Source organism: Aliidongia sp., from assembly GCF_035943795.1.
In the GTDB taxonomy this organism is placed as follows: Bacteria; Pseudomonadota; Alphaproteobacteria; order ATCC43930; family CGMCC-115725; genus Aliidongia.
Genome location: NZ_DASZBY010000089.1, coordinates 93,050 through 117,453, shown reverse-complemented (window position 1 = coordinate 117,453; position 24,404 = coordinate 93,050). Strand labels below are relative to the sequence as shown.

Annotated in this window: 22 protein-coding genes; 9 read left to right on the top strand and 13 right to left on the bottom strand. The window is 66.9% G+C overall.

From position 1 onward, the window contains the following. From xdhC to puuE, 6 genes are all read right to left on the bottom strand, one after another. On the bottom strand, positions 1–812 hold an 812-nt coding region (gene xdhC / locus VGV37_RS16770), incomplete at its 3' end, for a xanthine dehydrogenase accessory protein XdhC (protein WP_326880853.1). Beyond that, the gene (xdhB, locus tag VGV37_RS16765; RefSeq protein ID WP_326880852.1) at positions 809–3,130 is read right to left on the bottom strand and encodes a xanthine dehydrogenase molybdopterin binding subunit; all 2,322 of its coding nucleotides are present in this window, start codon (positions 3,128–3,130) and stop codon (positions 809–811) included. The genes xdhC and xdhB, both read right to left, overlap by 4 nt. After that, positions 3,127–4,569 carry a xanthine dehydrogenase small subunit gene (gene xdhA, locus VGV37_RS16760; protein ID WP_326880851.1) on the bottom strand — a complete coding sequence of 481 codons (1,443 nt, stop codon included), beginning with the start codon at positions 4,567–4,569 and terminating at the stop codon, positions 3,127–3,129. Before xdhA ends, xdhB begins: the two co-directional genes overlap by 4 nt. Further along, positions 4,569–4,937 carry a hydroxyisourate hydrolase gene (uraH, locus tag VGV37_RS16755; RefSeq protein ID WP_326880850.1) on the bottom strand — a complete coding sequence of 123 codons (369 nt, stop codon included), beginning with the start codon at positions 4,935–4,937 and terminating at the stop codon, positions 4,569–4,571. The genes xdhA and uraH overlap by 1 nt, the downstream gene beginning before the upstream one ends. After that, entirely contained in the window at positions 4,934–5,437 is a 504-nt protein-coding gene (gene uraD, locus VGV37_RS16750; RefSeq protein ID WP_326880848.1) for a 2-oxo-4-hydroxy-4-carboxy-5-ureidoimidazoline decarboxylase, read from the bottom strand. Before uraD ends, uraH begins: the two co-directional genes overlap by 4 nt. Continuing rightward, complete coding sequence (puuE, locus tag VGV37_RS16745; protein ID WP_326880847.1) at positions 5,434–6,345, bottom strand: allantoinase PuuE; 912 nt, start codon at positions 6,343–6,345, stop codon at positions 5,434–5,436. The genes uraD and puuE overlap by 4 nt, the downstream gene beginning before the upstream one ends. Positions 6,346–6,656: 311 nt before the next feature. Between puuE and VGV37_RS16740 the strand changes: the two genes are divergently transcribed. Beyond that, entirely contained in the window at positions 6,657–7,655 is a 999-nt protein-coding gene (locus VGV37_RS16740; RefSeq protein WP_326880846.1) for a LysR family transcriptional regulator, read from the top strand. Position 7,656: 1 nt separating this feature from the next. Here VGV37_RS16740 and VGV37_RS16735 read toward each other — a convergent pair whose 3' ends face one another. From VGV37_RS16735 to VGV37_RS16715, 5 genes are all read right to left on the bottom strand, one after another. Then, the gene (locus tag VGV37_RS16735; RefSeq protein WP_326880845.1) at positions 7,657–8,736 is read right to left on the bottom strand and encodes a hypothetical protein; all 1,080 of its coding nucleotides are present in this window, start codon (positions 8,734–8,736) and stop codon (positions 7,657–7,659) included. A 90-nt stretch (positions 8,737–8,826) separates the two neighbouring features. Beyond that, positions 8,827–10,545 carry an adenine deaminase gene (gene ade / locus VGV37_RS16730; RefSeq protein WP_326880844.1) on the bottom strand — a complete coding sequence of 573 codons (1,719 nt, stop codon included), beginning with the start codon at positions 10,543–10,545 and terminating at the stop codon, positions 8,827–8,829. Further along, entirely contained in the window at positions 10,542–12,038 is a 1,497-nt protein-coding gene (locus VGV37_RS16725) for an AMP nucleosidase (RefSeq protein ID WP_326880843.1), read from the bottom strand. Before VGV37_RS16725 ends, ade begins: the two co-directional genes overlap by 4 nt. Before the next feature lie 48 nt (positions 12,039–12,086). Continuing rightward, on the bottom strand, positions 12,087–13,013 hold the full coding sequence (locus VGV37_RS16720) for a LysR family transcriptional regulator (RefSeq protein WP_326880842.1): 927 nt from the start codon (positions 13,011–13,013) through the stop codon (positions 12,087–12,089). Beyond that, on the bottom strand, positions 13,010–14,428 hold the full coding sequence (locus VGV37_RS16715) for an NAD(P)/FAD-dependent oxidoreductase (protein WP_326880841.1): 1,419 nt from the start codon (positions 14,426–14,428) through the stop codon (positions 13,010–13,012). Before VGV37_RS16715 ends, VGV37_RS16720 begins: the two co-directional genes overlap by 4 nt. Positions 14,429–14,714: 286 nt before the next feature. Between VGV37_RS16715 and VGV37_RS16710 the strand changes: the two genes are divergently transcribed. Genes VGV37_RS16710 through VGV37_RS16695 form a run of 4 tightly spaced genes read left to right on the top strand, consistent with a single transcriptional unit; the run spans position 14,715 to position 19,341 of the window. Further along, positions 14,715–16,250 carry an ABC transporter ATP-binding protein gene (locus VGV37_RS16710; RefSeq protein ID WP_326880840.1) on the top strand — a complete coding sequence of 512 codons (1,536 nt, stop codon included), beginning with the start codon at positions 14,715–14,717 and terminating at the stop codon, positions 16,248–16,250. After that, complete coding sequence (locus VGV37_RS16705) at positions 16,247–17,323, top strand: ABC transporter permease (RefSeq protein ID WP_326880839.1); 1,077 nt, start codon at positions 16,247–16,249, stop codon at positions 17,321–17,323. The genes VGV37_RS16710 and VGV37_RS16705 overlap by 4 nt, the downstream gene beginning before the upstream one ends. Continuing rightward, positions 17,320–18,246 carry an ABC transporter permease gene (locus VGV37_RS16700; RefSeq protein ID WP_326880838.1) on the top strand — a complete coding sequence of 309 codons (927 nt, stop codon included), beginning with the start codon at positions 17,320–17,322 and terminating at the stop codon, positions 18,244–18,246. The genes VGV37_RS16705 and VGV37_RS16700 overlap by 4 nt, the downstream gene beginning before the upstream one ends. 12 nt (positions 18,247–18,258) lie before the next feature. Then, positions 18,259–19,341 carry a BMP family ABC transporter substrate-binding protein gene (locus VGV37_RS16695; RefSeq protein WP_326880837.1) on the top strand — a complete coding sequence of 361 codons (1,083 nt, stop codon included), beginning with the start codon at positions 18,259–18,261 and terminating at the stop codon, positions 19,339–19,341. Positions 19,342–19,574: 233 nt separating this feature from the next. Here the strand turns inward: VGV37_RS16695 and VGV37_RS16690 are convergent, their stop codons facing one another. After that, positions 19,575–20,456, bottom strand: a complete 882-nt coding sequence (locus VGV37_RS16690; protein WP_326880836.1) for a LysR substrate-binding domain-containing protein — start codon at positions 20,454–20,456, stop codon at positions 19,575–19,577. 184 nt (positions 20,457–20,640) lie between these two features. Here VGV37_RS16690 and VGV37_RS16685 point away from each other — a divergent pair, with 184 nt between their 5' ends. Both VGV37_RS16685 and VGV37_RS16680 read left to right on the top strand, forming a co-directional pair. After that, complete coding sequence (locus tag VGV37_RS16685) at positions 20,641–21,009, top strand: nuclear transport factor 2 family protein (RefSeq protein WP_326880835.1); 369 nt, start codon at positions 20,641–20,643, stop codon at positions 21,007–21,009. Between the two features lie 52 nt (positions 21,010–21,061). Then, positions 21,062–21,871 carry an MBL fold metallo-hydrolase gene (locus VGV37_RS16680; protein WP_326880834.1) on the top strand — a complete coding sequence of 270 codons (810 nt, stop codon included), beginning with the start codon at positions 21,062–21,064 and terminating at the stop codon, positions 21,869–21,871. A 131-nt stretch (positions 21,872–22,002) separates the two neighbouring features. Here VGV37_RS16680 and VGV37_RS16675 read toward each other — a convergent pair whose 3' ends face one another. Then, positions 22,003–22,503, bottom strand: a complete 501-nt coding sequence (locus tag VGV37_RS16675) for a glutathione peroxidase (RefSeq protein WP_326880833.1) — start codon at positions 22,501–22,503, stop codon at positions 22,003–22,005. A 166-nt stretch (positions 22,504–22,669) separates the two neighbouring features. Here VGV37_RS16675 and VGV37_RS16670 point away from each other — a divergent pair, with 166 nt between their 5' ends. Together VGV37_RS16670 and VGV37_RS16665 are read left to right on the top strand one after the other, a co-directional pair. Then, the gene (locus tag VGV37_RS16670; protein ID WP_326880832.1) at positions 22,670–22,864 is read left to right on the top strand and encodes a hypothetical protein; all 195 of its coding nucleotides are present in this window, start codon (positions 22,670–22,672) and stop codon (positions 22,862–22,864) included. Further along, a complete protein-coding gene (locus tag VGV37_RS16665; protein ID WP_326880831.1) occupies positions 22,861–24,399 on the top strand; it encodes a DUF4173 domain-containing protein in 1,539 nt (512 codons plus the stop codon). The genes VGV37_RS16670 and VGV37_RS16665 overlap by 4 nt, the downstream gene beginning before the upstream one ends. The last annotated feature ends 5 nt before the right edge of the window (positions 24,400–24,404 follow it).

Below are 24,404 nucleotides of genomic sequence, written 5' to 3'. Positions count from 1 at the left end.
GATGCCTTGGCGGCATCCGGCATCGGGGGTCGCAGCCGGACGACCTGATCGATCTGCAGAATCTGCGCCGCGACCGCGACGGCAATCTCGGCCGGATGCTTGCTGCCGGCACCCGCGATGCCGATCGGGCAGACCAGCCGGCGGATCGCTTCCGGCCCATGGCCGCGCAGGCCCAGGCGCTTGACGAACCGCGCTCGTTTCGTCTCCGAACCGATCAATCCGATACAAGCGAGATCCACCCGATGCAACGCGGCATCGACCAGATCGAGATCGAGCTGGTGACTGTGCGTCATGACGAAGACCTGGCTGCCGGCCGACAGGGTCTCGACCTCGTGCATCGGCAGCGCCGAGACCCGCACCTCGACGTTATCCGGCACCGTTTCGGGAAATTCCGCCGCGCGCGGATCGATCCATAGCACCCGGCACGGTAGGGTACCGAGGATATGGACCAGCGCCCGGCCGACATGGCCCGCACCGAACAGCGCGATTTCGAGGCCCGGCGGCAGGACCGGCTCGAACAACAGGCTGGCCGCCCCGCCGCAGCATTGGCCCAGCGCCGGACCGAGCGGGAATTCCCGGATCATCGGACCGGCACCGACGAGGCCGGGATCGGCCAGCAGATCGCGGGCGATCTCCAACGCGCGGAACTCCAGATGGCCACCGCCGATCGTGCCGTGCAGGCGATCGGCCGTGACCACCATCTTGCAGCCGGCCTCGCGCGGGGTCGAGCCGCTGGCGCCGACCACGGTCACCAGGATGGCGGCCTCGCGCCGGGCCTTGAGACGGGCGAGCGTTTCGATCCAGTCGGTCATTCCGCCGCCACCGCTTCGGGCGTGGGCACGCGTGCCGTCTCAATCGCCAGCAGCACGCGCTCCGGCGTCGCCGGCGCGTCGAACCGCAGGCCGGCGCCCGATCCGCTCGCGGCCAGGACGGCGTCCTTCAAGGCGTGAAACACCGAGATACCGAGCATCAGCGGCGGCTCGCCGACCGCCTTGGAGCGATAGATCGCATCCTCGCGATTGTCATCCCGATAGAGCGCCACCCGGAAATCCCTCGGCACGTCGGCCGCGGTCGGGATCTTGTAGGTCGAGGGCGCATGGGTCGTGAGCCGCCCGGCGGCGTCCCAGGCCAATTCCTCGGTCGTCAGCCAGCCCATGCCCTGGACGAAGCCGCCCTCGACCTGCCCCAGGTCGATCGCCGGATTCAGCGAGCGGCCGCAATCATGCAGGATATCGACGCGCAAGACCTTCGCCTCGCCGGTCAGCACGTCGATCGCGACCTCGCTGACCGCGGCCCCATAGGCGAAATAGAAGAACGGCCGGCCCTGGTGGGTCGCTTCGTTCCAATCGAGCCGCGGCGTCGTGTAGAAGCCGGTCGCCGACAGCTGAATGCGCTCGAAATAGGCTGCCTTGACCAGATCGGCGAAGGCGATGTGCTGATCGCCGCCGCTGACCTGGCCCTCGCGAAACACAATCTCGCTCGCCGGCACGCCGAACCGGGTCGCGGCCAACCCCGCCAGCCGGTCGCGGATCGTCCGCGCCGCCGCCTGCGCCGCCTTGCCGTTGAGATCGGCGCCGGACGAAGCCGCGGTCGGCGAGGTGTTGGGCACCTTCGCGGTATTGGTCGCGGTGAGCATGACCTGGCCCAGCGGCACGCCCAACTCCTCGGCCACGACCTGAGCGACCTTGACGAACAGGCCCTGCCCCATCTCGGTGCCGCCATGGTTCAACAGGATGCTGCCGTCGGTATAGACATGGACCAGCGCGCCGGCCTGGTTCAGGTGCTTCGCCGTGAAGGAAATGCCGAACTTGACCGGCGTCAGCGCCAGGCCCTTTTTCAGCCATGGGCTGCTCCGGTTGAACGCGTCGACTGCCGTGCGCCGGGCCGCGTAGTCGGCGCTCGCCTCCAATTCCGCGACCAGCGCCGGAATGATGTTGTCCTCGACCACCATGCCGTAGGGCGTCCGGTTGCGTTCGTCGATGCCGTAGAAATTCGCCTTGCGTACAGTGAGCGGATCGAGCCCCAGATGGCGTGCGATCTCGTCCAGCACATATTCGATCGCCATCATGCCCTGCGGGCCGCCGAAGCCGCGGAACGCCGTGTTCGACACCGTATGGGTCTTGCAGCGGTGCGACGTGATGGTGACATGCTCCAGGAAATAGCAATTGTCGGCATGGAACATGGCCCGATCATTGATCGAGCCCGACAGGTCCGGCGACATGCCGCAGCGGGACGCGAGCATGAATTCCACCCCGGCGATCCGGCCGTCGTCGCCGAACCCCACGTCATAGTCGATCAGGAAATCATGCCGCTTGCCGGTCAGGATCATATCGTCGTCGCGGTCGAGCCGCAGCTTGACCGGCCGGCCGGTGCGGCGCGCCAGCAGGGCCGCGACGCACGCGACGATCGCGGCCTGGGTCTCCTTGCCGCCGAACCCGCCCCCCATGCGCCGGACCTCGGTCGTGACCGCATGGTCCGGCAGCCCCAGCACCTTGGCGACCAGATGCTGGACCTCCGTCGGGTGCTGGGTCGAGCTATGGACCAGCATGGCGCCGCCCTCACCCGGGACGGCCATGGCGACCTGGCCTTCCAGGTAGAAATGATCCTGGCCGCCGACCGCGAGGCGACCGTTCAGCCGATGACCGGCGCCGGCCAGCGCCGCCGCCGCATCGCCGCGCCGCAGGACCCGGGTCGGCAGCACGTAGCTCTCGTCGGCCAGCGCCTGCTCGATGGTCAGGATGGCCGGCAGGTCCTGGTATTCGATCGTGGCCAGCCGGGCCGCGCGCCGGGCCGCGCCGACGCTTTCGGCCGCGACCGCGAAGACCGACTGGCCGTGATATTCGACCAGCCCGTCGGCGAACACCGGGTCGCCCGGCAGCACCGGCCCGATGTCGTTGCCGGCCGGCAGGTCCCTGGCCGCCATCACCGCCACCACGCCGGGCGCCGCCGCAACCGCATCGAGGTCGATCGACAGGACGCGGGCATGGGCGCGCGTGCTCCAGCCGATCGTGGCATGCAAAAGGTCGCGCGGCTCCGGCATGTCGTCGATGTAGAGCGCCGTGCCCTGGGCATGCTTCAGCGCGCTGTCGTGGGCGACCGGGCGATGCACCGTTTCGGGCAGGGCGCTCATGATGCCGCCAATGCCAGCACGCCGACCGGCGCCCCGCCGTCCGTCTCGATCTGGAACTTGCGCACCAGGTTGCGGGCGACCCGTGCCCGATAGTCGGCACTGGCCCGCATATCCGACAGCGGTGCGAAATCCTGCGCGAGCGCCGGCAAGGCGGCGGCGACCGAAGCCTCGGTCCAGGGTTGGCCGATCAGCGCCTGTTCGCAGGCCCGGGCGCGCGCCGGAATGCCGGCCATGCCACCGAACGCCAGGCGAAGGTCGGCGACGCGACCGTCGGCGATCGTCACCGCAAAGCCGCCGCAGACCGCCGAGATATCCTGGTCGAAGCGTTTCGAGATCTTGTAGCTGCGGAACAGCGTCCCGGCCCGCGCCGACGGCACCCGGATCCGGGCGACGAACTCGCCCGGCATCAATGCAGTCTGGCGGTATTTCAGGAAGAAATCCTCAAGCGGCAAAACGCGTTCGACCGCTCCCCGGCGCAGCACCAGGCTGGCTTCGAGCGCGATCAGGGCGGGCAGGCTGTCGCCGATCGGCGAACCGTTCGCGATGTTGCCGCCGATCGTGCCGGTATTGCGGATCTGGACCGAGCCCAGGCGGCGCAGCAGGCCGTCGATCTCCGGGTGCCACCGCGCCAGGATCGGCATGGCATCGACATAGGGCACCGCAGCGCCGATCTCGATGCCGTCGACCGTTTCCGTCACGTCGGCCAGACCGGCGACGCGACCCAGGGAGATCACGGTTTCCAGCCGGCGATGCTGCTTGGTCACCCACAGGCCGACATCGGTGCCGCCGGCAACGAGCGTCGCCTGAGGATGGGCCAACATCAGATCTGCCAGGGCATCGAGGCCGATGGGTGCCAGGAAGCGTCGCCCGTCCCGCTCGATCGCCAGGGTTTCGGTCGGCAGGAGGGCCTGAAGTTGTTCTGCCGTCGTGGCATGCCTGCCGTCGACCCGATCCGGCCGGCCGCACGCCTGCTCCGCCGCATCCATGATCGGGCGATAGCCGGTACAGCGGCACAGGTTGCCGGCGAGCGCCTGTTCGATCTCGGACCGGACCGGCCGGCCGTCGGCCTGCCAGAGCGCGTAGAGCGACATGACGAAGCCGGGCGTACAGAAGCCGCATTGCGAGCCGTGGCACTCGACCAGCGCCTGCTGCACCGGATGGGGCGCCTCCGGGCCGCCCAGGCTCTCGACCGTGACCAGCTCTTTGCCGTCGAGGGCGCCCAGGAACAGGATGCAGGCATTGACCGCCCGATAGCGCACGGCGCCATCGACCGGCTCGCCCAGCACCACCGTGCAGGCGCCGCAGTCCCCCTCGGCACAGCCCTCCTTGGTGCCGCAGCGCCGCTCGGTCTCGCGCAGGAATTCCAGCACCGTCAGGGTCGGATCGAATTCGCCGACCGTCCGGACCGCGCCGTCGAGCAGGAAGCGGACGCGGTCCATCAGCTGCCCCGATAGGTCGTATAGCCGTAGCGCGCCAGGATCAGCGGCACGTGATAATTCTGCGCCGGGTCGCCGACCTGGAAGCGGATCGGGATCTGGTCGTAGAACAGGTCGGCCGCTGGCATGCCGTTCGCGCGAAGATAGGTGCCGGCCTCGAACAGGATCTCGTAGTGGCCGGGCCGCAGGTCGGCGCCCGCCAGCAGCGGCCCGCCGCCGCCCCGGCCGTCGGGTCCGGTCAGCCCGTCGGCGAGCCGGTGACGCTCCGCCCCTTCGAGCCGGAACAGGGCATAGGCCAGCCCCGCCGCCGGCCGGCCGAGGCTGGTGTCGAGCACGTGCAGGGTCAGGCGTCCGGCACCGCCGTCGCTCATGATGCCTCCAGGGCGGCCAGCCGGAAGCGGGCGATCTTTGCAACCTCGGCCAACGCCGTCGCGATCTCGACCGCTTTGTCGTTCATCGCCCGGGTCTCGATCGCATCCAGGATCGCCCTTCGGTCGCGCTGCGCCTTGACCGCGATGATGAAGGGAAAGCCGAACCGCGCCCGATAGCGCTCGTTCGCCCGGTCGAAGCGCGCGATCTCGGCCGGTTCGAGCCGGTCGAGCCCCAGGCTGGCCTGCTCGCCCGCCGAGGCGGTGGTGAGGCCACCGGCCCGCGCCAGTTTGCCGGCCAGCTCCGGATGGGCCTGCAGCAATTCCATCTGCCGCGCCGGTCCGGCCGCCATCACGGCCGCGACCATGGCGCCATGCAGGTTCTCCACCGTGCCGAACGGTCGCCGGTCCGCGACCGCCTCGGCGACCCAGGGCGAATGTTCGAAAATGCCCCCGGTCGCTGCGACGAACGCGTCGCGCGGCAGGCGATCGAGCACGGTCATGCCGATGCCTCCCCATAGGGATGCTCGGCGATCCAATGGCGCGCGATGTCGATCCGCCGGCACACCCAGACGTCGCCATGGCCCCGGACGTGCTGCAGGAACCGGCGCAGCCCCTGGATCCGTCCGGGCCGGCCGATCAGGCGGCAATGCAGCCCGACCGACATCATCCTGCCGCCCTCGGCATAGAGCGCATCGAACGCGTCGCGGGCGTAGGTGAAGAAATCGTCGCCCTGGTTGAAGCCCTGGGCCGTGCCGAACTTCATGTCGTTGACGTCGAGCGTATAAGGCACGACCAGATGCGGCCGGCCGCCCTCGGTCACCCAATAGGGCAGATCGTCGTTATAGGCATCGGCGTCGTAGAGAAACCCGCCCTCCTCGACCACGAGGCGGCGCGTATTCGGACTGAGGCGGCCGGTGTACCAGCCGAGCGGGCGGCTGCCGGTCAGGCGGGTCAGCGTTTCAATCGCGCGGCGGAGATGTGCCCGCTCTTCCTCCACCGGCATGTGCTGATAGTCGATCCAGCGCCAACCGTGGCTGGCGATCTCGTGGCCGGCGTCGAGCATCGCGGCGCAGGCATCCGGATTGCGTTCGAGCGCCATGGCGACCGCGAACACGGTCACCGGCATGCCGAACTCCCGGAACAGCCGCATCAGCCGCCAAAAGCCGGCACGGCTGCCGTATTCGTAGATCGATTCGACCTGCAGGTTGCGCACGCCGTGCAATGCCGGCGCACCGACCACCTCCTGCAGATAGGACTCGGCATGGGCATCGCCATGCAGGATCGACGCTTCGCCGCCCTCCTCATAGTTCATTACGATCTGCACGGCCAAACGCGCCCCGCCCGGCCAGCACGGATCCGGCGGGTTTTCGCCATAGCCGACGAGGTCGCGGGGATACTCGCCGCTCATACCCTGTCGTGCCTCATAAAACCCCATCCATCGATTCTGCCCATTCGAGCAGCGTTGAGCCGAAACGCTTCGACGGCAAGCACCATTTGGCGAGCAATGTGAGCGCGATTTGGCATCGATGGATGGCATGTTGCCATCGAAGCGAGATCGGATAACATGGCATATCGATCCGCCTCGCTTCCCATTTGACGAGCCAAATGCCATCTTGGACGCCGCCGCCATAGAATGGGCGACATGCACGATGCGATCGAAGTGATCGCCTGCCTTCACGCAAACCGCGATCCATCGTCCTGGCAAACCAGAAACCGACCGTGACCAACGACACCGAACGGCCGCGCTCGTCCGCCCGCACGACCGTCCTGTCGCGCGACCAACTCGCCCGCGCGCTCTACGGCCCGGCGCTGCATTATTTCGCGGCCGTGTGCGACAGCCTGTCGATCCGTGCCGCCGCGCGTCGGCTCAATATCGCGTCGTCGGCAGTAAACCGGCAGATCCTGCAATTGGAAGAGACGATCGGCGGACCGCTGTTCGAGCGGCAGGGCCGGACCCTGCGGTTGCTGCCGATGGGCGAGATCCTGGCCCGCCATGCCCGCATGGCCCTGGGCGATCTCGACGCCACCGCCGCCGACATGGACGCGGTCCAGGGCGTACGCCGCGGGCTGGTGCGCGTTGCCTGCGTCGAGAGCATCGCCAGCGACCTGCTGCCCTCGATCGTCGCCGAATTCGCCAGGCGCTTTCCATTGATCCATGTCGCGGTCACGGTCGAGTCATCGAGCGCGGTCGCCGGCCTGGTGGCGCGGGGCGAGGTCGAGATCGGCCTCACCTTCAACCCGCCCCGGCAGGCGCAGCTGAGCGTGGCGCTCGCCCGCGATCTGCCGATCGGCGCGGTGGTGGCGCGCGACCACCCGCTGGCCGGGCGCGCCCGGGTGACGGTGGCGGACTGTCTCGACTATCCGCTGGTGCTGCCGACCAAGGGCATGTCGATCCGCGACGCGCTCGACGCCGCTTTCGCCGCCATCGGCACGGCGCCGCGCAGCTTCGTCGAGGCGAACCTGCTGCGCTTCATGGCCGCCCTCGCCCTGCAGGGCCGCTTCGTCGCGTTCCAGACCCGGCTCGGCATCGCCCGGCAATTGGCCGACGGCAGCCTGGCCTTCGTCCCGCTCGCCGACGCCAACCTGCCGGTCGACCGCTTGGCCGTGGTCACCCGCGCGGACGCCACCCTGCGCCTGGCACCTGCCATCTTCTTCGACGTGAGCCGCCAGGTGCTGGGCGAAATGTTGCCGGTATCGGCCCCTCAGACCCCGTTTTAGGTCAGAAGTCGTCCAGCCCGACCAGCTCGGTCGCGGGTCGCTGGTTCAGCTCGAAGATGGTCTTGCACTTCGTATCGTCGGCAAAGTCGATCATGATGAAGTTCGGCATGAACCGCTTGATGGCATTGCCGGACGACGGCGACCCGAGATCGAGGCTGTCGGGCGCGCCGGACCTGACCGCGTCGCCCAGGCCGTTGTTCCACAGCGCCGCCAGTTTCGCCTGGTTCGGCGCGGTCCACATCGTCCGGTTGCGTTTGTAGATGCTCTCGTCCAGACCCGTTGTGGTCCAGTACATCATACCCATCACGTCCGGGTTGGCATGGCCCCCGGCCTGCATCAGCTTGGTCTGCTTCTTCACGTTCTGGGCGATCTTGTTGCGGGGATTGAAGGGCGAGGTGCCGCCTTTGCCGAAATACTGCAGGCCGTTGTATTCGTCATCGTACTGCGCGCCCTCGCCGGCGACGTTCTTGATGCCGAAAATGCCGGAGCCGGGCGGATAGTCTTTCACGACCTCGGCGAGACCAGCCGGCGTGAACAGGACGACCACCTTGCCGCGCAGCTGCTTCAACGTCTTGTTGTTCAGATTTCCACCGCCCCGGTAGAGCGTATCGCCCAGCAGCGTGACGCACGCCTCGGCGATCAACGACCAGTTGGTCGATTTGTCGAATTTGAGCAACAGGAACTCGGTCGAGCCGAACGGGCTGCGCACGAATTTGGCCGCATCCTCGAGCATTTTCTCCAGGCTCATCCCGAAGCCGCCGCCGCGCAGCTTGGTTCGCTCCAGCGTTTCGGTCCGGTTGAATTCCGGCATGAAGCGGGTCTTGGTTTCGTCCTTCTTCAGCATCCCGTCGGCATGGAACGCCCTCATCTGCACGGCCTTGTTGCCGAGCGCGTCCTTGCCGGCCTTAACGGCGGCGATGCGCAGATCGAAAATGCGAACGCCCGCCGCCGCCTGCAGCATGATGTCGACCGACTGGGTCTGGACGTTGGATGCGCCGGAAGTGATGCCCGCATCGTGGCTGCCGGCGAAGACGATCTCGTTGATCCTCTTGTCGGGACCCAGGCTGTAATAGTTGATCAAGATGCGTCTCCCCGGAACATGCTGCTCTATTGCGGCTCCCCCGTCGGGCGGGAGCTTCCCACATGGCCGCGGCACACACAATCGCAGCCGTCAGCGGTCGAGCCCGATCACCTCGAACCGGTCGACGTCGACCAGGCCGCGGTCGGTGATCTTCAGGTGCGGGATGACCGACAGCGGCAGGAACGCCATCTGGACGAACGGTTCGGCCAGTTGGCAGCCGAGGTCCCGCACCACGGTGCGAAGCGCGCGCAGGCGCGCCTCGACCTCCTCGGCCGGGCGGTCGCTCATCAATCCGGCGATCGGCAGGGCCAGTTCGCCCAGCACCGCCCCGTTGCGGGCCGCGACGAAGCCGCCCTGCAGCTGGATCAGGCGATTGACCGCGAGTGCCATGTCGGCATCGTCGTGCCCGACCACGATGATGTTGTGGGCGTCGTGACCGATGCTCGATGCGATCGCGCCGCCGGTGAGGCCGAAGCCCTTGACGAAGCCGCGGCCGATATTGCCGTTCTTGCCGTGGCGCTCCAGCACCGCGACCTTGGCCACGTCCTGCGCCGGGTCCGGATGCCGCTCGCCGCCGCGATAGGGCAGCGTCAGGGTCAGGGCGTCGGTCACGATCTGGTTGATCCTGAGCCCGATGACCGGCCCGGTCGGCCCTTGGCACGGTACGGCGAAATCCGCGGCCGCGACCGGCGCGCGCTTGACCGAGCCGTATCCGACCGGCACCGGCAGCCGGCGATGCTCGAACGTCTCCGGCCCGACCGGCTTGCCGGCCCGGATGACCTTGGCGACGGCGCAGGTGTCGAGATCGTCGAGCAGAACGATGTCGGCGAGCCGGCCCGGTGCGATCAGGCCGCGATCCCTGAGCCCGAAATGGTTCGCCGCCGACCAGGTCGCCGCCCGATAGACCGCATGGGCGGGTCGCCCCTCCGCGATGGCGGTCCGGATCAGATGGTCCAGATGTCCGTCCTCGACGATGTGCAGCGGCGTCCGGTCGTCGGTGCAGAAGCTGAGGAACGGCGAACGGGCGATGTCGATCAGCGGTGCCAGCGCATGCACGTCCTTGGTCACGCTGCCGTCGCGGATCAGCACCTGCATGCCCTTGCGCAGCTTTTCCGCGGCTTCGGCGAGACCGGTCGATTCGTGGCAATTGCGGATGCCGCACGATAGATAGGCGTTGAGATCCCGGCCGCCGAGCAAGGGCGCATGGCCGTCGATATGCCCGTCCTGGAACGCCACCAGCTTGTCGAGCACCTCGTCGACCTTGGCGAGCACACCGGGGAAATTCATGAATTCGGCGAGGCCCAGAACCTGGGGATGATCGCGCAGCGCCACCAGGGCGGCGGCATCGAGCCAGGCGCCCGAGGTCTCGAGCGGCGTCGCCGGGACGCAGGAGGCGAGATTGATCCGCAGATCCATCGCCAGGCCCTCAGCGGCCGCGATGAAATATTCGAGCCCAGGCGTGCCCAGCACGTTGGCGATCTCGTGCGGGTCGGCGATCGCGGTCGTGGTGCCGCGATTGAGCAGCAGCCGGTCGAACTGGTCGGGCAGCACCAGGGTCGATTCCGGATGGACATGGGTATCGATGAAGCCCGGCACGGCGAAATACCGGGATCCGTCGATCTCGTCCGTCCCGCGATAATCGAGATCACAGGTCCCGACGATCTGGGGCCCGCACATCGCGATGTCGGTGCGCACGATCTCGCCGGTCACGATATCCAGCATCCGCACATTCTTGACCACGAGATCGGCCTCGTGGTTCCCGCGCGCCTGGTCGATCCGCCGTTTCAGGTCGTCGCGGGATGCCTTCATCGAAACGCCGTTTCCGAAAAGCTGCGCAGCTTGCGGCTGTGCAGGCGTTCCAGGCCGCCGTCGCGCAGGATCTCCATGGTCAGCACGCCGATCTTCAGGTGCTGGTCGACCCGCTCGCGATAGAACCGGTCGGCCATCCCGGGCAGCTTGAGATTGCCGTGCATCGGCTTGTCGGAGATGCAGAGCAGGGTGCCGTAGGGCACGCGGAAGCGGTAGCCGTTGGCGGCGATGGTCGCCGATTCCATATCGAGCGCGATGGCGCGCGACAGGTTGAAGCGCGCGACCAGTTCCTTCTGATCCTTCAGCTCCCAGTTCCGGTCGTCGGTGGTCGCGACCGTGCCGGTCTGCATCAGCGCCTTCAATTCATAGCCGCTGACGCCGGCGACCTGGGCAACGGCGCTTTCCAGCGCCTGCTGCACCTCGGCCAATGCCGGCAGCGGCACCCAGGTCGGCAGCGCGTCGTCGAGTACATGGTCGTCGCGCACATAGGCATGGGCCAGCACATAATCGCCCAGCTTCTGCGAGCCGCGCAGGCCGGCGCAGTGTCCCAGCATCAGCCACGCATGGGGCCGCAGCACGGCGACATGGTCGGTGATCGTCTTCGCGTTCGACGGCCCGACGCCGATGTTGATCAGCGTGATGCCGGCGCCGTCGGCGCGCTTCAGGTGATAGGCCGGCATCTGCGGCAGGCGCGGCGGCTTGGTCCCGGTCGAGACCGCATCCGGATCGAGCGTGCGGTTCGGCGTCACTACGTTGCCCGGCTCGACGAAGGCCGTGTAGCCATGATCCTGGCCGCCCTCCGCCGCCATCATGGCATGGCCCAGCCGGACGAACTCGTCGACATAGAACTGGTAGTTGGTGAACAGCACGAACTGCTGGAAATGGTCCGGCCCGGTCGCGGTGTAGTGCTTCAGGCGCTGCAGCGACAGGTCGACCCGCGCGGCGGTGAACAGCGCCAGCGGCTGGCGATTGGCGGTCGGCAGGAAATAGGTGCCGTTCGGCACCGCGTCGTCGACGTAGGTCAGCTCCGGCAGGTCGAAGAAATCCCCGACGACCTCCAGCCGCGCCGGATCGAGATTGGCTTCCGGATGCATGTTCTCGCCGAGCGCGAAATGGATCGGGATCGGCCGGTTCGACAGCCCAACCTCGAGTGCCACCTTGTGATTGGTCAACAGCAGCTCGAACTGCTTCAGATAATAGTCGCCGAACAGGTCGGGCCGGGTCAGTGTCGCGCGATAGGTGCCCGGCGCCAACACGAAGCCATAGGAAATCCGGCTGTCCAACCGGGCATGGCTCGTGGTCGAGATCTCGACATAGGGATAGAAGCCGCGCACGCGCCGGGGCAGGTCGGTGCCGCGGACATATTCCTTGAACCGCCCGACGAGATAGGCGGATTGCCCGGCGTAGATCGCGCGGACTTCGGCCAAAGCCTGGGCTGCATCGGTAAAGCGGGTCGGAACCGGACGCGGCTCGGACATGTCGATCAGCGACATAGAAACAGACTTCCCTCATGCGGCGCGCCATCGGGGCGCCAGATCACGTCATGCCGCGGCATCTTGGCCTTCGAGCAATGACAACTCATCGCGCACCAGTGCCACGAAGGCGTCGAGCGCCACCGGCAGCGCCCGCCCCTCACGCAGATATACACCCAATTCCGTGGTGAGCGCGCCGGCGCCCTGCAACGGCACATGGATCAGTTGGCCGCCGGCCAGCTCCGCCTCCAGCCCGATACGCGACTGGAACGCGATCGCCCCCAGCCGCAGGGTCAGGTTTTTCATCAGTTCCAGCGAGCTGACTTCGGCCAGCACCTCGAGCTTGCCGCGAAAGCGACGGAGTTGAGGCTCCAGCAGCGTATGGATCGACAGGTCGGCGCTGGGCAGGATCAGCGGATAGCGCACGCAGTGGGTGAAGCTGACTTGCGCCTCGCCGGCCAGCGGATGGTCCGGGCGCATCACGGCACCCAACCGGAACCGCCCGACCGCGACCTGAGTCAGGTCGGCATGATGGGCGAGCGAAAAGGCCAGGCCCAGGTCCGCATCGCCGGCGGCCAGCGCCGAGGGGATCGAGTTGGAACCGGCAGTGCGGACCTTGAGCGTGATACCGGGGTATTTCCGCCTCATCCGCTCGATCAGCGCCGGCAGGAACGCCGCGTTCAGCGACTCGACGGCGATCATGCTGACCTCGCCGCGCCGCAGGCCCTTGAGCGCGTCGAACTCGCTCGCCGCCCGCTTCTCGTCCTGCAGTACCGCGATGGCATGGCGGGCAAAGATCTCGCCAGCCGGGGTCAGCTTCATGCCGTCCGACAGGCGTTCGAACAGCGGCAGGCCGACGTCGCCCTCGAACTTCAGGATCTGCCGGTTGACCGCGGAGGCCGCGACGTCGAGCCGGCGTGCCGCCTCGCGGATCGAGCCATAGCGGCGAACCGCATCGAAATAGCCCATCGAGCGGAAATGGATCGGCCGGCTCATGGACCTGCCTCCGCCGGCGGCGGTCCATCGAGATGGAGCAGCTCCAGCTCCGCATAGGCCAGCAGGTCCGCGCAATGCGCCTCGGCATCTTCGGTGAACAGCGATTTCGCGATGCCGTCGACCAGCCGGCGGACGCCGTATTTGAGCCCGCTGATCGACCCGCCGGTCAGGCCCATGCTGGGCATGGTGGCAAAGGTGAAGTCATGGATGTGAGCCAGATGCGGGTTCGTGCCCGGCGCCTTGGCCGTGAACGAACAGTCCGGTGCCAGATACGGGAACTGGCCCAACGCCGCATGTTCCTCGCCGGCCGGGGGCGTGAAGCGATCCGCCCAGGTCGCGATCTCGGGCGCCAGGCCCGCGAGTTCCGGCCGCAACGACAGATCGACCGTGAAGCCGGTGCCGATGATCAGGAAATCGAAGGCGAAGCGGCGGCCGGGCGTCTCGACCTGGATCATATCGCCTGGGAGGCTCACCCCAGTCCACGGACTGCCCGTGTGCAGGGCGAACCCGGGCCAGCGCTGGCAGCGCCACAGCGTGTCCTGGGGCGGCGGCTGGTTCATCTCGAAGATCCGGCGCGTCATGCGCCAGCGCAGCGCATCCGGCAGGTCGGCGAAATGGCCGAGGTAGCCGGCATTTTCCATCCAGCGATAGGGATTGACCCGCGGCAGTTCCGCCCGGCGGATGCACAAGTCGACCGAGGCGGCGCCAGCCTCGAGCGCCGTCGCCGCATTGTCGAACGCGGACGCACCGCCGCCGAGCACGCCGATACGCTTGCCCTGGAGGGCGGCGAAGTCGATCGCCTGGGCCGTGTGTGCATAGCGGTTCGCCGGCAGGTGGTCCGATACCACGGCAGGGATCTGCCAGCGGCCGCCGCCTTCGAGGCCGGTCGCCAGCACGATCCGGCGCGCATGCCGGATCTCGCCGGTGTCGAGTTGGGCCGCGAGCAGGTCGCCGTCGGCCGCGATCCTGGTCACGCGCACGCCGTTGCGGACCGGCAGGTCCAGCACCCGGCGATACCAGCCGAGATAGTCCTGCCAGTCGCGCCGGTCGATCTTCTGCATGGCGTCCCAGGCGCCGGCTCCGTGGCGCGCCTCGAACCAGGCGCGCGGTGCCAGGCTAGGCACGCCCAGGTCCGGCCCGGTGACGTGCTTCGGTGTCCGCAAGGTGACCATCCGGGCGAAATCGACCCAGGGCCCTTCGAGGCCGAGCGGCTTGGCGTCCAGCACCTCGACCGCCTCGATCCGCTCCCGGCGCAAACCGAAGCAGGCGGCGAGCCCCGCCTGGCCGCCGCCGACGATCAGCACGTCCAGGACCGGCACGCCGTCCCGCTGCCGCGGCGGCACCCAGCCGCGCGCCGGATAGCCCAGGAAATCCAGCTCCTGCCGCACACGGCGTTCGAGGGTTGCCAAACTCATGATCGAGACTCGATGATGCGGATCATCGCGCCATTCTGCGCGATCGCCTGCTGCCGTCTATGGAAAAGAAGTGCGATGCCCGTTGCCGAAACGGCAACGGTCTCTTTTGATGCAGCGGGACGGCGCGGTCTGCCTGCGCCGGCGCCAGGCGGTTTGGAGCAAAGACGGTTTGCCCGGGGCGCCATCGCGCTGGCATGGATCCTGCGCAGGTGCCACCATGCGTGTCGGGGATCGGTGGTCGGGGGGAACGAGTGGGGTCGACGTCGGGCCATAGCGGGGCGCCGCGATGAGCGGAGCATCCGGCCAGCCGGGTCTTCGTCTGGAAGCGCGCGGCATCACCAAACGATTCGGCAGCCTCGTCGCCAACGACACCATCGATTTCCAGCTTGCGCCCGGCGAGATCCACGCCCTGCTCGGCGAAAACGGCGCCGGCAAGTCGACCTTGGTCAAGATCCTCTATGGCCTGCTCGCGGCCGACGAAGGCGACATTCTGTGGGATGGGCGGGCTACGCGCATCGCCACGCCGCGCGCCGCCCGCGCGCTGGGCATCGGCATGGTGTTCCAGCATTTCTCGCTGTTCGAGGCGATGAGCGTGCTGGAGAACGTCGCCCTGGGCCTCGACCATCCGGAGCGCGCGGACGAGCTGGCCGCGCGGATCCGCAGCGTCAGCGCCGCCTACAGCCTGCCGCTCGACCCGGACCGGACGGTCAGCACCTTGTCGATCGGCGAGCGCCAGCGCATCGAGATCGTGCGCTGCCTGTTGCAGGCGCCGCGCCTGCTGATCCTGGACGAACCGACCTCGGTTCTGACGCCCCAGGAGGCGGACGCGCTGTTCTCGACCCTGCGGCTGCTCGCGGCTGACGGCTGTGCCATCCTGTACATCAGCCACAAGCTGGAAGAGATCCGCGCGCTGTGCGACCGGGCAACGGTGCTGCGCGCCGGCCGGGTCGTCGGCCGGTGCGTTCCCCGGGACACGCCGGTGCGCGCCATGGCGCAGATGATGGTCGGCAGCGCCTTGCGCGACGTCACGGTGCGGACGACCCGACCGGCCGGGGAGATCCGCCTGCGGGTCGACGGCCTGGATCTTCCGGCGATCGAAGCGCATGGCACGCCGCTGCGCCAGATCGGCTTCGAGCTGCGCGGTGGCGAGATCCTGGGCATCGCCGGGGTCGCCGGCAATGGCCAGGGCGAGTTGCAGCAGGCATTGAGCGGCGAGCGACCGGTGCCGCGCGCCGGTGCGGTCCTGCTCGACGGCCAGCCGGCCGGCGACCGCGACGCGGCCTGGCGCCGGCGACGCGGCCTGTGCTGTGTGCCCGAGGAGCGCAACGGCCATGGCGCGATCCCCGAATTCAGCCTGGTCGACAATGCGGTGCTGACCGCCCATGACCGCGCCGACCTCGTCACCGGCGGCTTCGTGTGCCAGGCCAAAGCGATCCGATTGACGGAGCGGATCATCGCCGACGGCGACGTCCGATCGGCCGGCCCCGGCGCCGCGGCATCGACCCTGTCGGGCGGCAACCTGCAGAAATTCATCCTGGCCCGAGAATTGGCGCAGCAGCCGGCGGTGCTGGTCGTGGCGCAGCCGACCTGGGGCGTCGACGCCAACGCCGCGGCCGCGATCCACCAGGCGCTGGTCGCCCTGGCCGAGGCCGGCAGCGCGATCGTCGTGATCTCGCAGGACCTGGACGAGTTGCTGATGCTGAGCGACCGGATGGCCGTACTCCATGCCGGCCGCCTATCGGCGACTCTGCCGATGGACGGGTTGTCGGTCGAGCACCTGGGCATGCTGATGGGTGGCGCCGGGATCGAGGCGGCCTCGTGAGGTTCGTCGTCGAGCCGCGCCCGGAGCCGTCGCGGCTTCTATGGACCGTGACGCCGATCCTGGCGCTGGCGCTGACTATGGCGCTCGCGACCGGCTTGTTCGCGGCGCTGGGCTACAATGCCGTCGACAGCTTCCTGGCATTCTTCGTCTCGCCGCTGGCGACGCTCAACGGCTTGACCGAGCTCGCGGTCAAGGGCGCCCCCCTGCTGATGATCGCGGCCGGCCTCGCCATGGCGTTCCGGGCCGGCATCTCGAACATCGGAGCCGAGGGGCAGCTGATCATGGGTGCCATCGCCGGCGGCGGGGTAGCGCTCGCCTGCTGGGACCTGTCCGGCCCCTGGATCCTGCCCCTGATGGCGCTGGCCGGCATCCTGGGCGGCATGGCCTGGGCCGCGATCCCAGCGTTCCTGCGCACCCGCTTCGCGGTCAGCGAGATTCTGTCCAGCCTGATGCTGACCTATGTCGCGGACCTGTTCCTGAACCTGCTGGTCTATGGCCCCTGGCGCGATCCCGAGGGCATGAATTTCCCGCAGTCGCGCCTGTTCAACGAGGACGAAACGCTGAGCGTGCTGGTCGACGGCACGCGGTTCCATAGCGGTATTCCGCTGGCGCTCGGCCTGGCCCTGGTCGTCTGGCTGGTCATGACCCGCACCCTGCTGGGCTTCCGCATTCGCACGGTCGGCGCATCGGCTGCCGCGGCGCGCTATGCCGGGTTCGGCACCGAGCGGATCGTCTGGTTCACCCTGCTGGCAAGCGGCGGCCTCGCCGGCATCGCCGGCCTGTTCGAGGTCGCCGGACCGATCGGCCAGCTCATCCCGCAGATCACGCCCGGCTATGGCTTCACCGCGATCATCGTGGCGTTCCTAGGCCGGCTGCACCCGCTCGGCATCATTCCGGCCGCGCTCGTGGTGGCGCTCTCCTACATCGGTGGCGAGAACGCCCAGGTCCTGGTCGGACTGCCCAAGGCGGTGACCGGCGTGGTGCAGGGCCTGCTGCTGTTCATCCTGCTCGCGTCGGATTTCCTGGTGCGCTATCGCCTGCGTCTGGCACACCGGGCCGGAGTGGCGTCATGAATATCGAGATGCTCGTCTCGCTGCTGCTGACCACCATGACGGCCGCGACGCCGCTGCTGCTGGCGGCGTTGGGCGAGCTGGTGGTCGAGCGCGCCGGCGTGTTGAATCTGGGTGTCGAAGGCATGATGTTGAGCGGGGCGGTCTGCGGCTTCGCGGCCATGTCGCTGACCGGCAGCGCGACCCTGGCGATCCTCGTCGCCGTCGCGGCAGGTGCGCTCCTGGCGGCGATCTTCGCGTTCCTGGTCCTGACGCTGATGAGCAACCAGGTCGCGACCGGCCTGGCGCTCACCATCTTCGGCACCGGGTTGAGCGCGCTGATCGGCACCGGTTTCACCGGCCAGCCGGTGCCGCCGCTCGCCAAGCTGGCCCTGCCGGGCCTGAGCGCGCTGCCGGTGCTGGGCCGCCTGTTCGACCAGGACGCGCTGGTCTACCTCGCGCTTGCCGCAACCGTGGCGATCGCCTGGTTCCTCAAAGGGACGCGCGCCGGCCTGATCCTACGCGCGGTCGGCGAGGCCGACCTGTCGGCCCACTCGATCGGCTATCCGGTGCTGCGCATCCGGTTCCTGGCCATCCTGTTCGGCGGCGCCATGGCCGGCCTGGGCGGTGCCTACCTGTCGCTCGCCTATACACCGATGTGGGTCGAGAACATGACGGCGGGCCGTGGCTGGATCGCGCTCGCGATCGTCGTGTTCGCCGCGTGGCGACCGTGGCGCGCCGCCGCCGGCGCTTACCTGTTCGGCGGGGTCACGGTGCTGCAGCTCTATCTGCAGGGCAGCGGCCTCTTGCCTGTGCCGCCGCAATTGCTTTCCATGTTGCCGTATTTGGGCACGATCCTGGTGCTGACGCTGATCTCGTCGGGACCGTTCCGCCGCCGCTTCAGCCCGCCGGCCTGCCTCGGCAAGCCGTTCCGCCCGCCCGCCTGAGAGGACACGACCATGAACCATGTCGATCGCCGTCGCCTGTTGCTGGGGGCGGCCGCTCTCGGAACCACCGCCCTTGCCGGCCGCATCCTGCAGGCCCGCGCGGCCGGGCCATTCCAGATCGGGTTCCTCTATGTCGGTCCGGTCGGCGATTTCGGCTGGAGCTACCAGCACGACCAGGCGCGCAAGGCGGTCGAGGCCAAGTTCGGCGACCAGATCAAGACCACCTTCGTCGAGAGCGTGGCCGAAGGGCCGGATTCCGAGCGGGTCATCCGCCAGCTCGCCAGCGGCGGCAGCCAGCTGGTGTTCTCGACCTCGTTCGGCTTCATGAATTCGGCGCTCAAGGTCGCCAAGCAGTTCCCGGCCGTGAAGTTCGAGCAGGCGACCGGCTACAAGACCGCGACCAACCTCGCCGAATACAACGGCCGCTTCTACGAGGGCCGCGCCGTGTGCGGCACCATCGCCGGCCATGTCTCGAAATCCGCCGTCATCGGCTATGTCGGCTCGTTCCCGATCCCCGAGGTGGTGATGGGCATCAACGCCTTCACGCTCGCCGCCCAGAAGGTCAATCCGGCGATCAAGGTCAAGGTCATCTGGGTCAACAGCTGGTTCGACCCGGGTAAGGAGGCCGACGCCGCCAAGTCGCTGATCGACCAGGGCGCCGACATCATCTGCACCCATACCGACAGCTCGGCAATCGTGCAGACCGCCGAGGCGCGCGGCGTCCACGCGTTCGGCCAGGATTCCGACATGAAGCAGTTCGGCCCCAAGGCCCAGCTCTCGTCCATCGTCAACAATTGGGGCGACTATTACATCGCCCGCACCAAGGCGGCGATGGACGGCAGCTGGAAGGAGCAGAGCGTGTGGGAAGGCCTGAAGGACGGCATCGTCCAGATCGCCCCCTATGGTCCCGGCGTCACCGACGCGGCCCGCGCCGCAGCCGACGCCACCAAGGCCGGCATCATCGCCGGGACGCTTCACCCGTTCACCGGTCCGGTGACCGACAACAAGGGCGCCGTTCGCATTGCCGCAGGCGCAAAGCCGAGCGACGCGGACCTGTTCAAGCAGGACTGGTACGTGGCCGGGGTGCAGGCGTAGATCGCGGGGCGGGCGGCGACTGAGCGGTGCGCCCGCTCCCGCTTGTCTTGCTGCCGACGATGAGGCTCCTTCCGGTGGAGGAACACGGCGAAGGTGTCCCAGGGCGTCTCGATCGATCCACGAGCGGTATCTCCTACTCGCACCGCATGGTCGAAACGATTGGCGTTACGGCGATCGGGCGCTTCCCCTCAGGCTGCGTCTTCAGATACCGGTTGCCGCTTACCGGCCCATTTTTAAGAGCATCGCAGCGCGTTTACCAGCGCAGTGAGGGCAGCCGGCTGATGCTGGCGGCTGGGGTAATACATGAAGAAGCCGGCAATAGGGGGCGTCCAATTCTCCAGCACTCGAATGAGGCGGTGCTCCGCCACATGCTCCGCAACCTGCTCTTCATAGGCAAGCCCAAGGCCGGCTCCGGTGAGCGCCGCCTGAATCACCAGGTTGGTGTCGTCGATTATGAGCGGGCCGTTCACCCCGATTGTGATCGCCTTGCGTCCCTGCTCGAACTCCCACCGATACGGACCGCTCGGAAGACGCAGGTTCAGACATCGATGAGCATTTAGATCCTTGGGGTCCCGAGGAATGCTCCGTGACGCAAAATAGCCGGGCGATCCCACGACCGCCAAACGCAACTCCGGCGTGACGCGCACCGCGATCATATCCTTTTGAATATATTCGCCGAGTTGAATGCCCGCATCGAACTCGCCCGCGACGATGTCTACGGGACCGGTGACGGTGACAACGTCAAGCACGACGTCAGGGTAAGCCTCGGCGAATGCTGTGAGCCTCGGCAGCAATACCATCACCGCAGCCGACCGTGACATTACGAGTCTAAGTCGTCCCGCAGGTCGGTGGCGAACGCTTTGGGCCTTGTCTAGCGCACGAGTAATTTGCTCGAGCGCCGGCGACAGGTCCTTCAACAGAGCTGCACCCGCAGCGGTCGGCGCCACACTCTTGGTCGTGCGAGCAAGAAGCTGGAGCTCGAGTCGCTGCTCAAGCCTCCGGATCGTGTGGCTCAGGGCGGACTGCGAGACGCCCAGCTTCGCTGCAGCACGTGTAAAGCTTCGCTCATTGGCGACGACTGCAAATGCAGCGAGTTCGTTCAGCTCGTTTCCCATGATTTATGAAAATCACTCATGACTTCATCCTGCGCAACCTATCTATCCTCATAAGCGCCCTTGTCCTAGATTTGACCGACAAGCCGATGCAGGTCGACTTTCTATGCGCTTCGACCGGCTTGCCTGGCGCTCGGCGCGGGATTGCGGCGCGTATGGAATGATGGGACCCAACAACGAGGTGGTCATGGATACCGATGTTCTCGCTTTGCGCACCCTGGCGCAGACCTATTTTGACGCCGCCTATGAAATGGATGCCGACAAATTTGCCTCCATATTTCATCCATCGAGCTCCGTGACGAAGGTCGCCGACGATGGCGATGTGGGCGTGACGCCGATTGCGACTTGGTTGGCAGTCGTGCGCAATACGAAAGCTCCAAAACAACGGGGCATGGAGCGTGACGACGAGATTCTATCAATTGACGTCGAAAGAGACCTCGCGCTTCTGAAAGTGAAGTTGCAGGTACCACCACGTCACTTCACGGATCTGTTGTCGTGCTTGAAGGTCAACGGAACCTGGAAAATCGCTCAGAAGGTGATGACGTCGAAAACGTAGCGTCTTCAGTGCACAATGGAAAAATTGAACGACCCCGCTTGGCAGGTTATCCGTGAAATTTCTGTCTCAAAGCGCCAACACCATGGCCTGTGCTTCGGGATTCTCGCAGATCTGGTCTCTCTCCGACGGGTATGTCGACCTTCCCGCCCAATTGCTCAGAGATCCGAACGACAAAATATGCGCGCAGATGGTACCGCCTCAGCGGGAAGAATCGCTCGTTCGACTTTCAGTGAATTGCTTCTTGCTCGATCGCTCCGGTATCGACCGCGTTTTGATAGATTGTGGAGCGGGGGGAAGCTGGGACCCGTCCATGGGCCACCTCGAGGAGGCCCTGTGCGAGGCAGGCATCGACACGTCATCCATCACGATGGTCGCCCTGACCCATGCCCATGGCGACCACATCAACGGTCTTCTCACACATGACGGGCGGCGAACATTCAGAAACTTGAGCAAGATCGTGATTGGGCAGGACGCCGTCGAGGATTTCCTCGCCGAGCCGCGACTGGCTGATTTTCGGCCGCTCCTGGCGCCTATTGGCGGAGGAGACCGGCCGGACGATCGTTTGCTGGCGGTGGCGATACCCGGGCATGCTCCGGGCCATATGGGGTATCTCCTCAGCACCGGCGAGGACGATATCCTATTCTGCGGCGACCTGATCCACGTCCCTGCGTCACAGTTTGCCCGTCCCGAGCTTACTTGGGCCTATGACGCTGACGAGACCATGGCGCGGGCTAGCCGGATCAAGCTGCTCCAAGACGCAGCAGGCGGAAATACCTGGCTGGCCGGCGCTCACCTGGGACGACCGGGCATCGGCAGAATAGTCGAGGAGGGGCAGGGATATGCGTTCATTCCGGCCAGATAATTGCAACCCACCAAGAGAAATGCGTTTTCGGAACACTTGGATGGTGGGGATTGCAGGATTGGCTCCTGCGCGTATCCCAACGAATAACTGAATGGCCCCAATGCGCGCCCATAGCGTGTGGCCCTGGCGGCTCAGACCTCCTTCGATCCGATCGCCCTGCGGAGCGCCCGGCCGATTTTCGCCGATTCCGGCTTGGTCGGACTGGCGAACCAGTCCTTCAACTGGCCATCCCGCCCGATCAGGTATTTGAAGAAATTCCAGCGGGGCCGGGCGAAGAAGCCGCCTTCCGCCGCCAGCCAGCGGAACAGCGGATGCGCACCCGGTCCGCGAACATGGACCTTTTCCATCATCGGGAAATCCACGCCGTAGTTGGCCTCGCAGAACGCGCCGATCTCGCCTGCGCCGCCCGGCTCCTGCTGGCCGAAATCGTTGGACGGCACGCCGATCACCAGCAGCCCCTCGGCCCGGTGCCGCTTCCACACCTCGCTCAGCCCGGCATATTGCGGCGTGAACCCGCATCGGGACGCGGTATTGACGATCAGCAGCGGCCGGCCGGCGAACGGAGCCAGATCGAAACGCTCGCCCTTGAGCGTGACCAGTTCAAAATCATAGGCGGTCTTGCCGTCGGCCATGTGCTGCTCCGTCCTGTCCGTTGGGGTCGCCGCCGTCAGGATATCAGCACTCTCCTCCTCCCGGGCCGATCGCGACACCGTCCCTGCACGAAATCTGCACGACAATCCCGGAAAATCTGCTGAACGCCGCCGGCGATTCTGCAAATCATCCCCGCATAAGGATCGCATGGAAAAGCGATCCTCCTCGGTGCGGGCATTCCCGCTGCGTCTGCCCAGAAGCCTGATGCGTGACGGCTGGTGGCTGTGTGCCGACCCGGCAATGCCGGCCGGCACCGTGCTGCCCTTCGCCGGTCCGCCCTCGCGAGGGGCGCCGGTCGGCGAGGCCGCTTTTCCGCCGAGCGGACGGGATGGCCACCAATGACCGTATACGACGAAGCATTTCGCAGGAATCGTTTCGGCGCCGGCGCCCTGTCGCGCCGAGCCCTCATTTGCACCGGGATGGTAGCCGCCGCGGATGATCTGCTGTTCCGGCAGCCGATCGGCCTCTCGCTGCCGGCCTTCGCCCTGCTTGTCGCGACCGGCGCCATGCTTGCGGCCGGCGCGCGGGGAAACCGGAAGCACATGCTGGCCGCAGCCCTCGTCCTGATTGCGGCACTGTTGCCGATGGTCAACGGCGTGAGGCCGCTTGCGGTCGGCTTCGGACTTGCGGGTTCCATCCTGTTTTCGCTCACGGTCGCAGGTCGCTTCGCGCCGAGTGCCCGTCCCACGGCGGACGATTTCCTCTGGTTCGGTCTGACGGGCTGCTCCTGGATCATCCTGGACTCGATCGCCGTCGTGACATGGCTGCGTCGTCGCCCGCGAGCTGGATCGCGGGGCGCGTTTTTGCTGTCCTGGATCGTCCCGGTCCTGCTGTTCGGCACGTTCCTCTGGCTGCTGTCGAGCGCCAATCCGCTGATCGAGGACTGGCTGGCGCAGTTCGATCTTCCGGCTTTGCTCACCGATATCGACTTTCCGCGGGTGCTCTTCTGGTGCTGCATCCTGGTCGTGGTCTGGCCGTTCGTTGGTCCTCGCATTCGGCCCAGGGTAGATCCTGCGGCAATCCCGTTCCCGCTGCCCCCGCCAATCGTCGATGCCCCTTGGAAGGCGCTGGTTTTCGGCGCGCCCGCCATCCTCCGGTCGCTCGTGCTGTTCAACGCGCTGTTCGCCGTGCAAAGCGTCCTCGACGTGACCTATCTATGGAACGGGGCGGTGCTGCCCGATCACCTGGGCTATGCCGCCTATGCCCATCGCGGCGCCTACCCGCTGGTCGTGACGGCACTGCTCGCCGGCGCATTCCTGATAGCGGCGACCCGGGAAGGCGGCCAGGCCGCGCGCTCCCGAACGATCCGCGTCCTCATTCACGTGTGGACGGCCCAGAACCTGCTGCTCGTTGCCTCCTCCATCCTGCGGCTCGACCTCTATGTCGCGGCTTATTCGCTGACCTATCTCCGGTTCGCGGCCTTCATCTGGATGTTGCTGACTGGCACCGGCCTGGTGTTGATCCTGGTCAGGATGTCGTTCGACCGGTCGAACGCCTGGCTGATCACCAGCAACGTCGCGGCATTGGTCTGCGTGCTCTATGTCTCGTCGTTCATCGACCTTCCCCGCGTGATCTCCGGCTACAATGTCAGACATAGTCTGGAAATGTCGGAAAACGGCTCGCACTTGGACGTCGATTATCTGCAGAGCCTGGGGCCGCACGCGCTTCCAGCGCTGGACGACTATATCCTGCATGGACGGTGGACGCTGCCCCTGGCCGTCTGGAACGCCTGCTCGATCCGGCGTACCCTCTCCGCTTCGCTGGCCGGGGAACCCGCCGGCTGGCGCGGTTGGAGCTTGAATGGATGGCGGCTCGATCGTCATCTGTCGGACAAGGACGCCGCCGAGGCGGAAGCCGAATGCCTGCGAATCCTGTGAAGGAG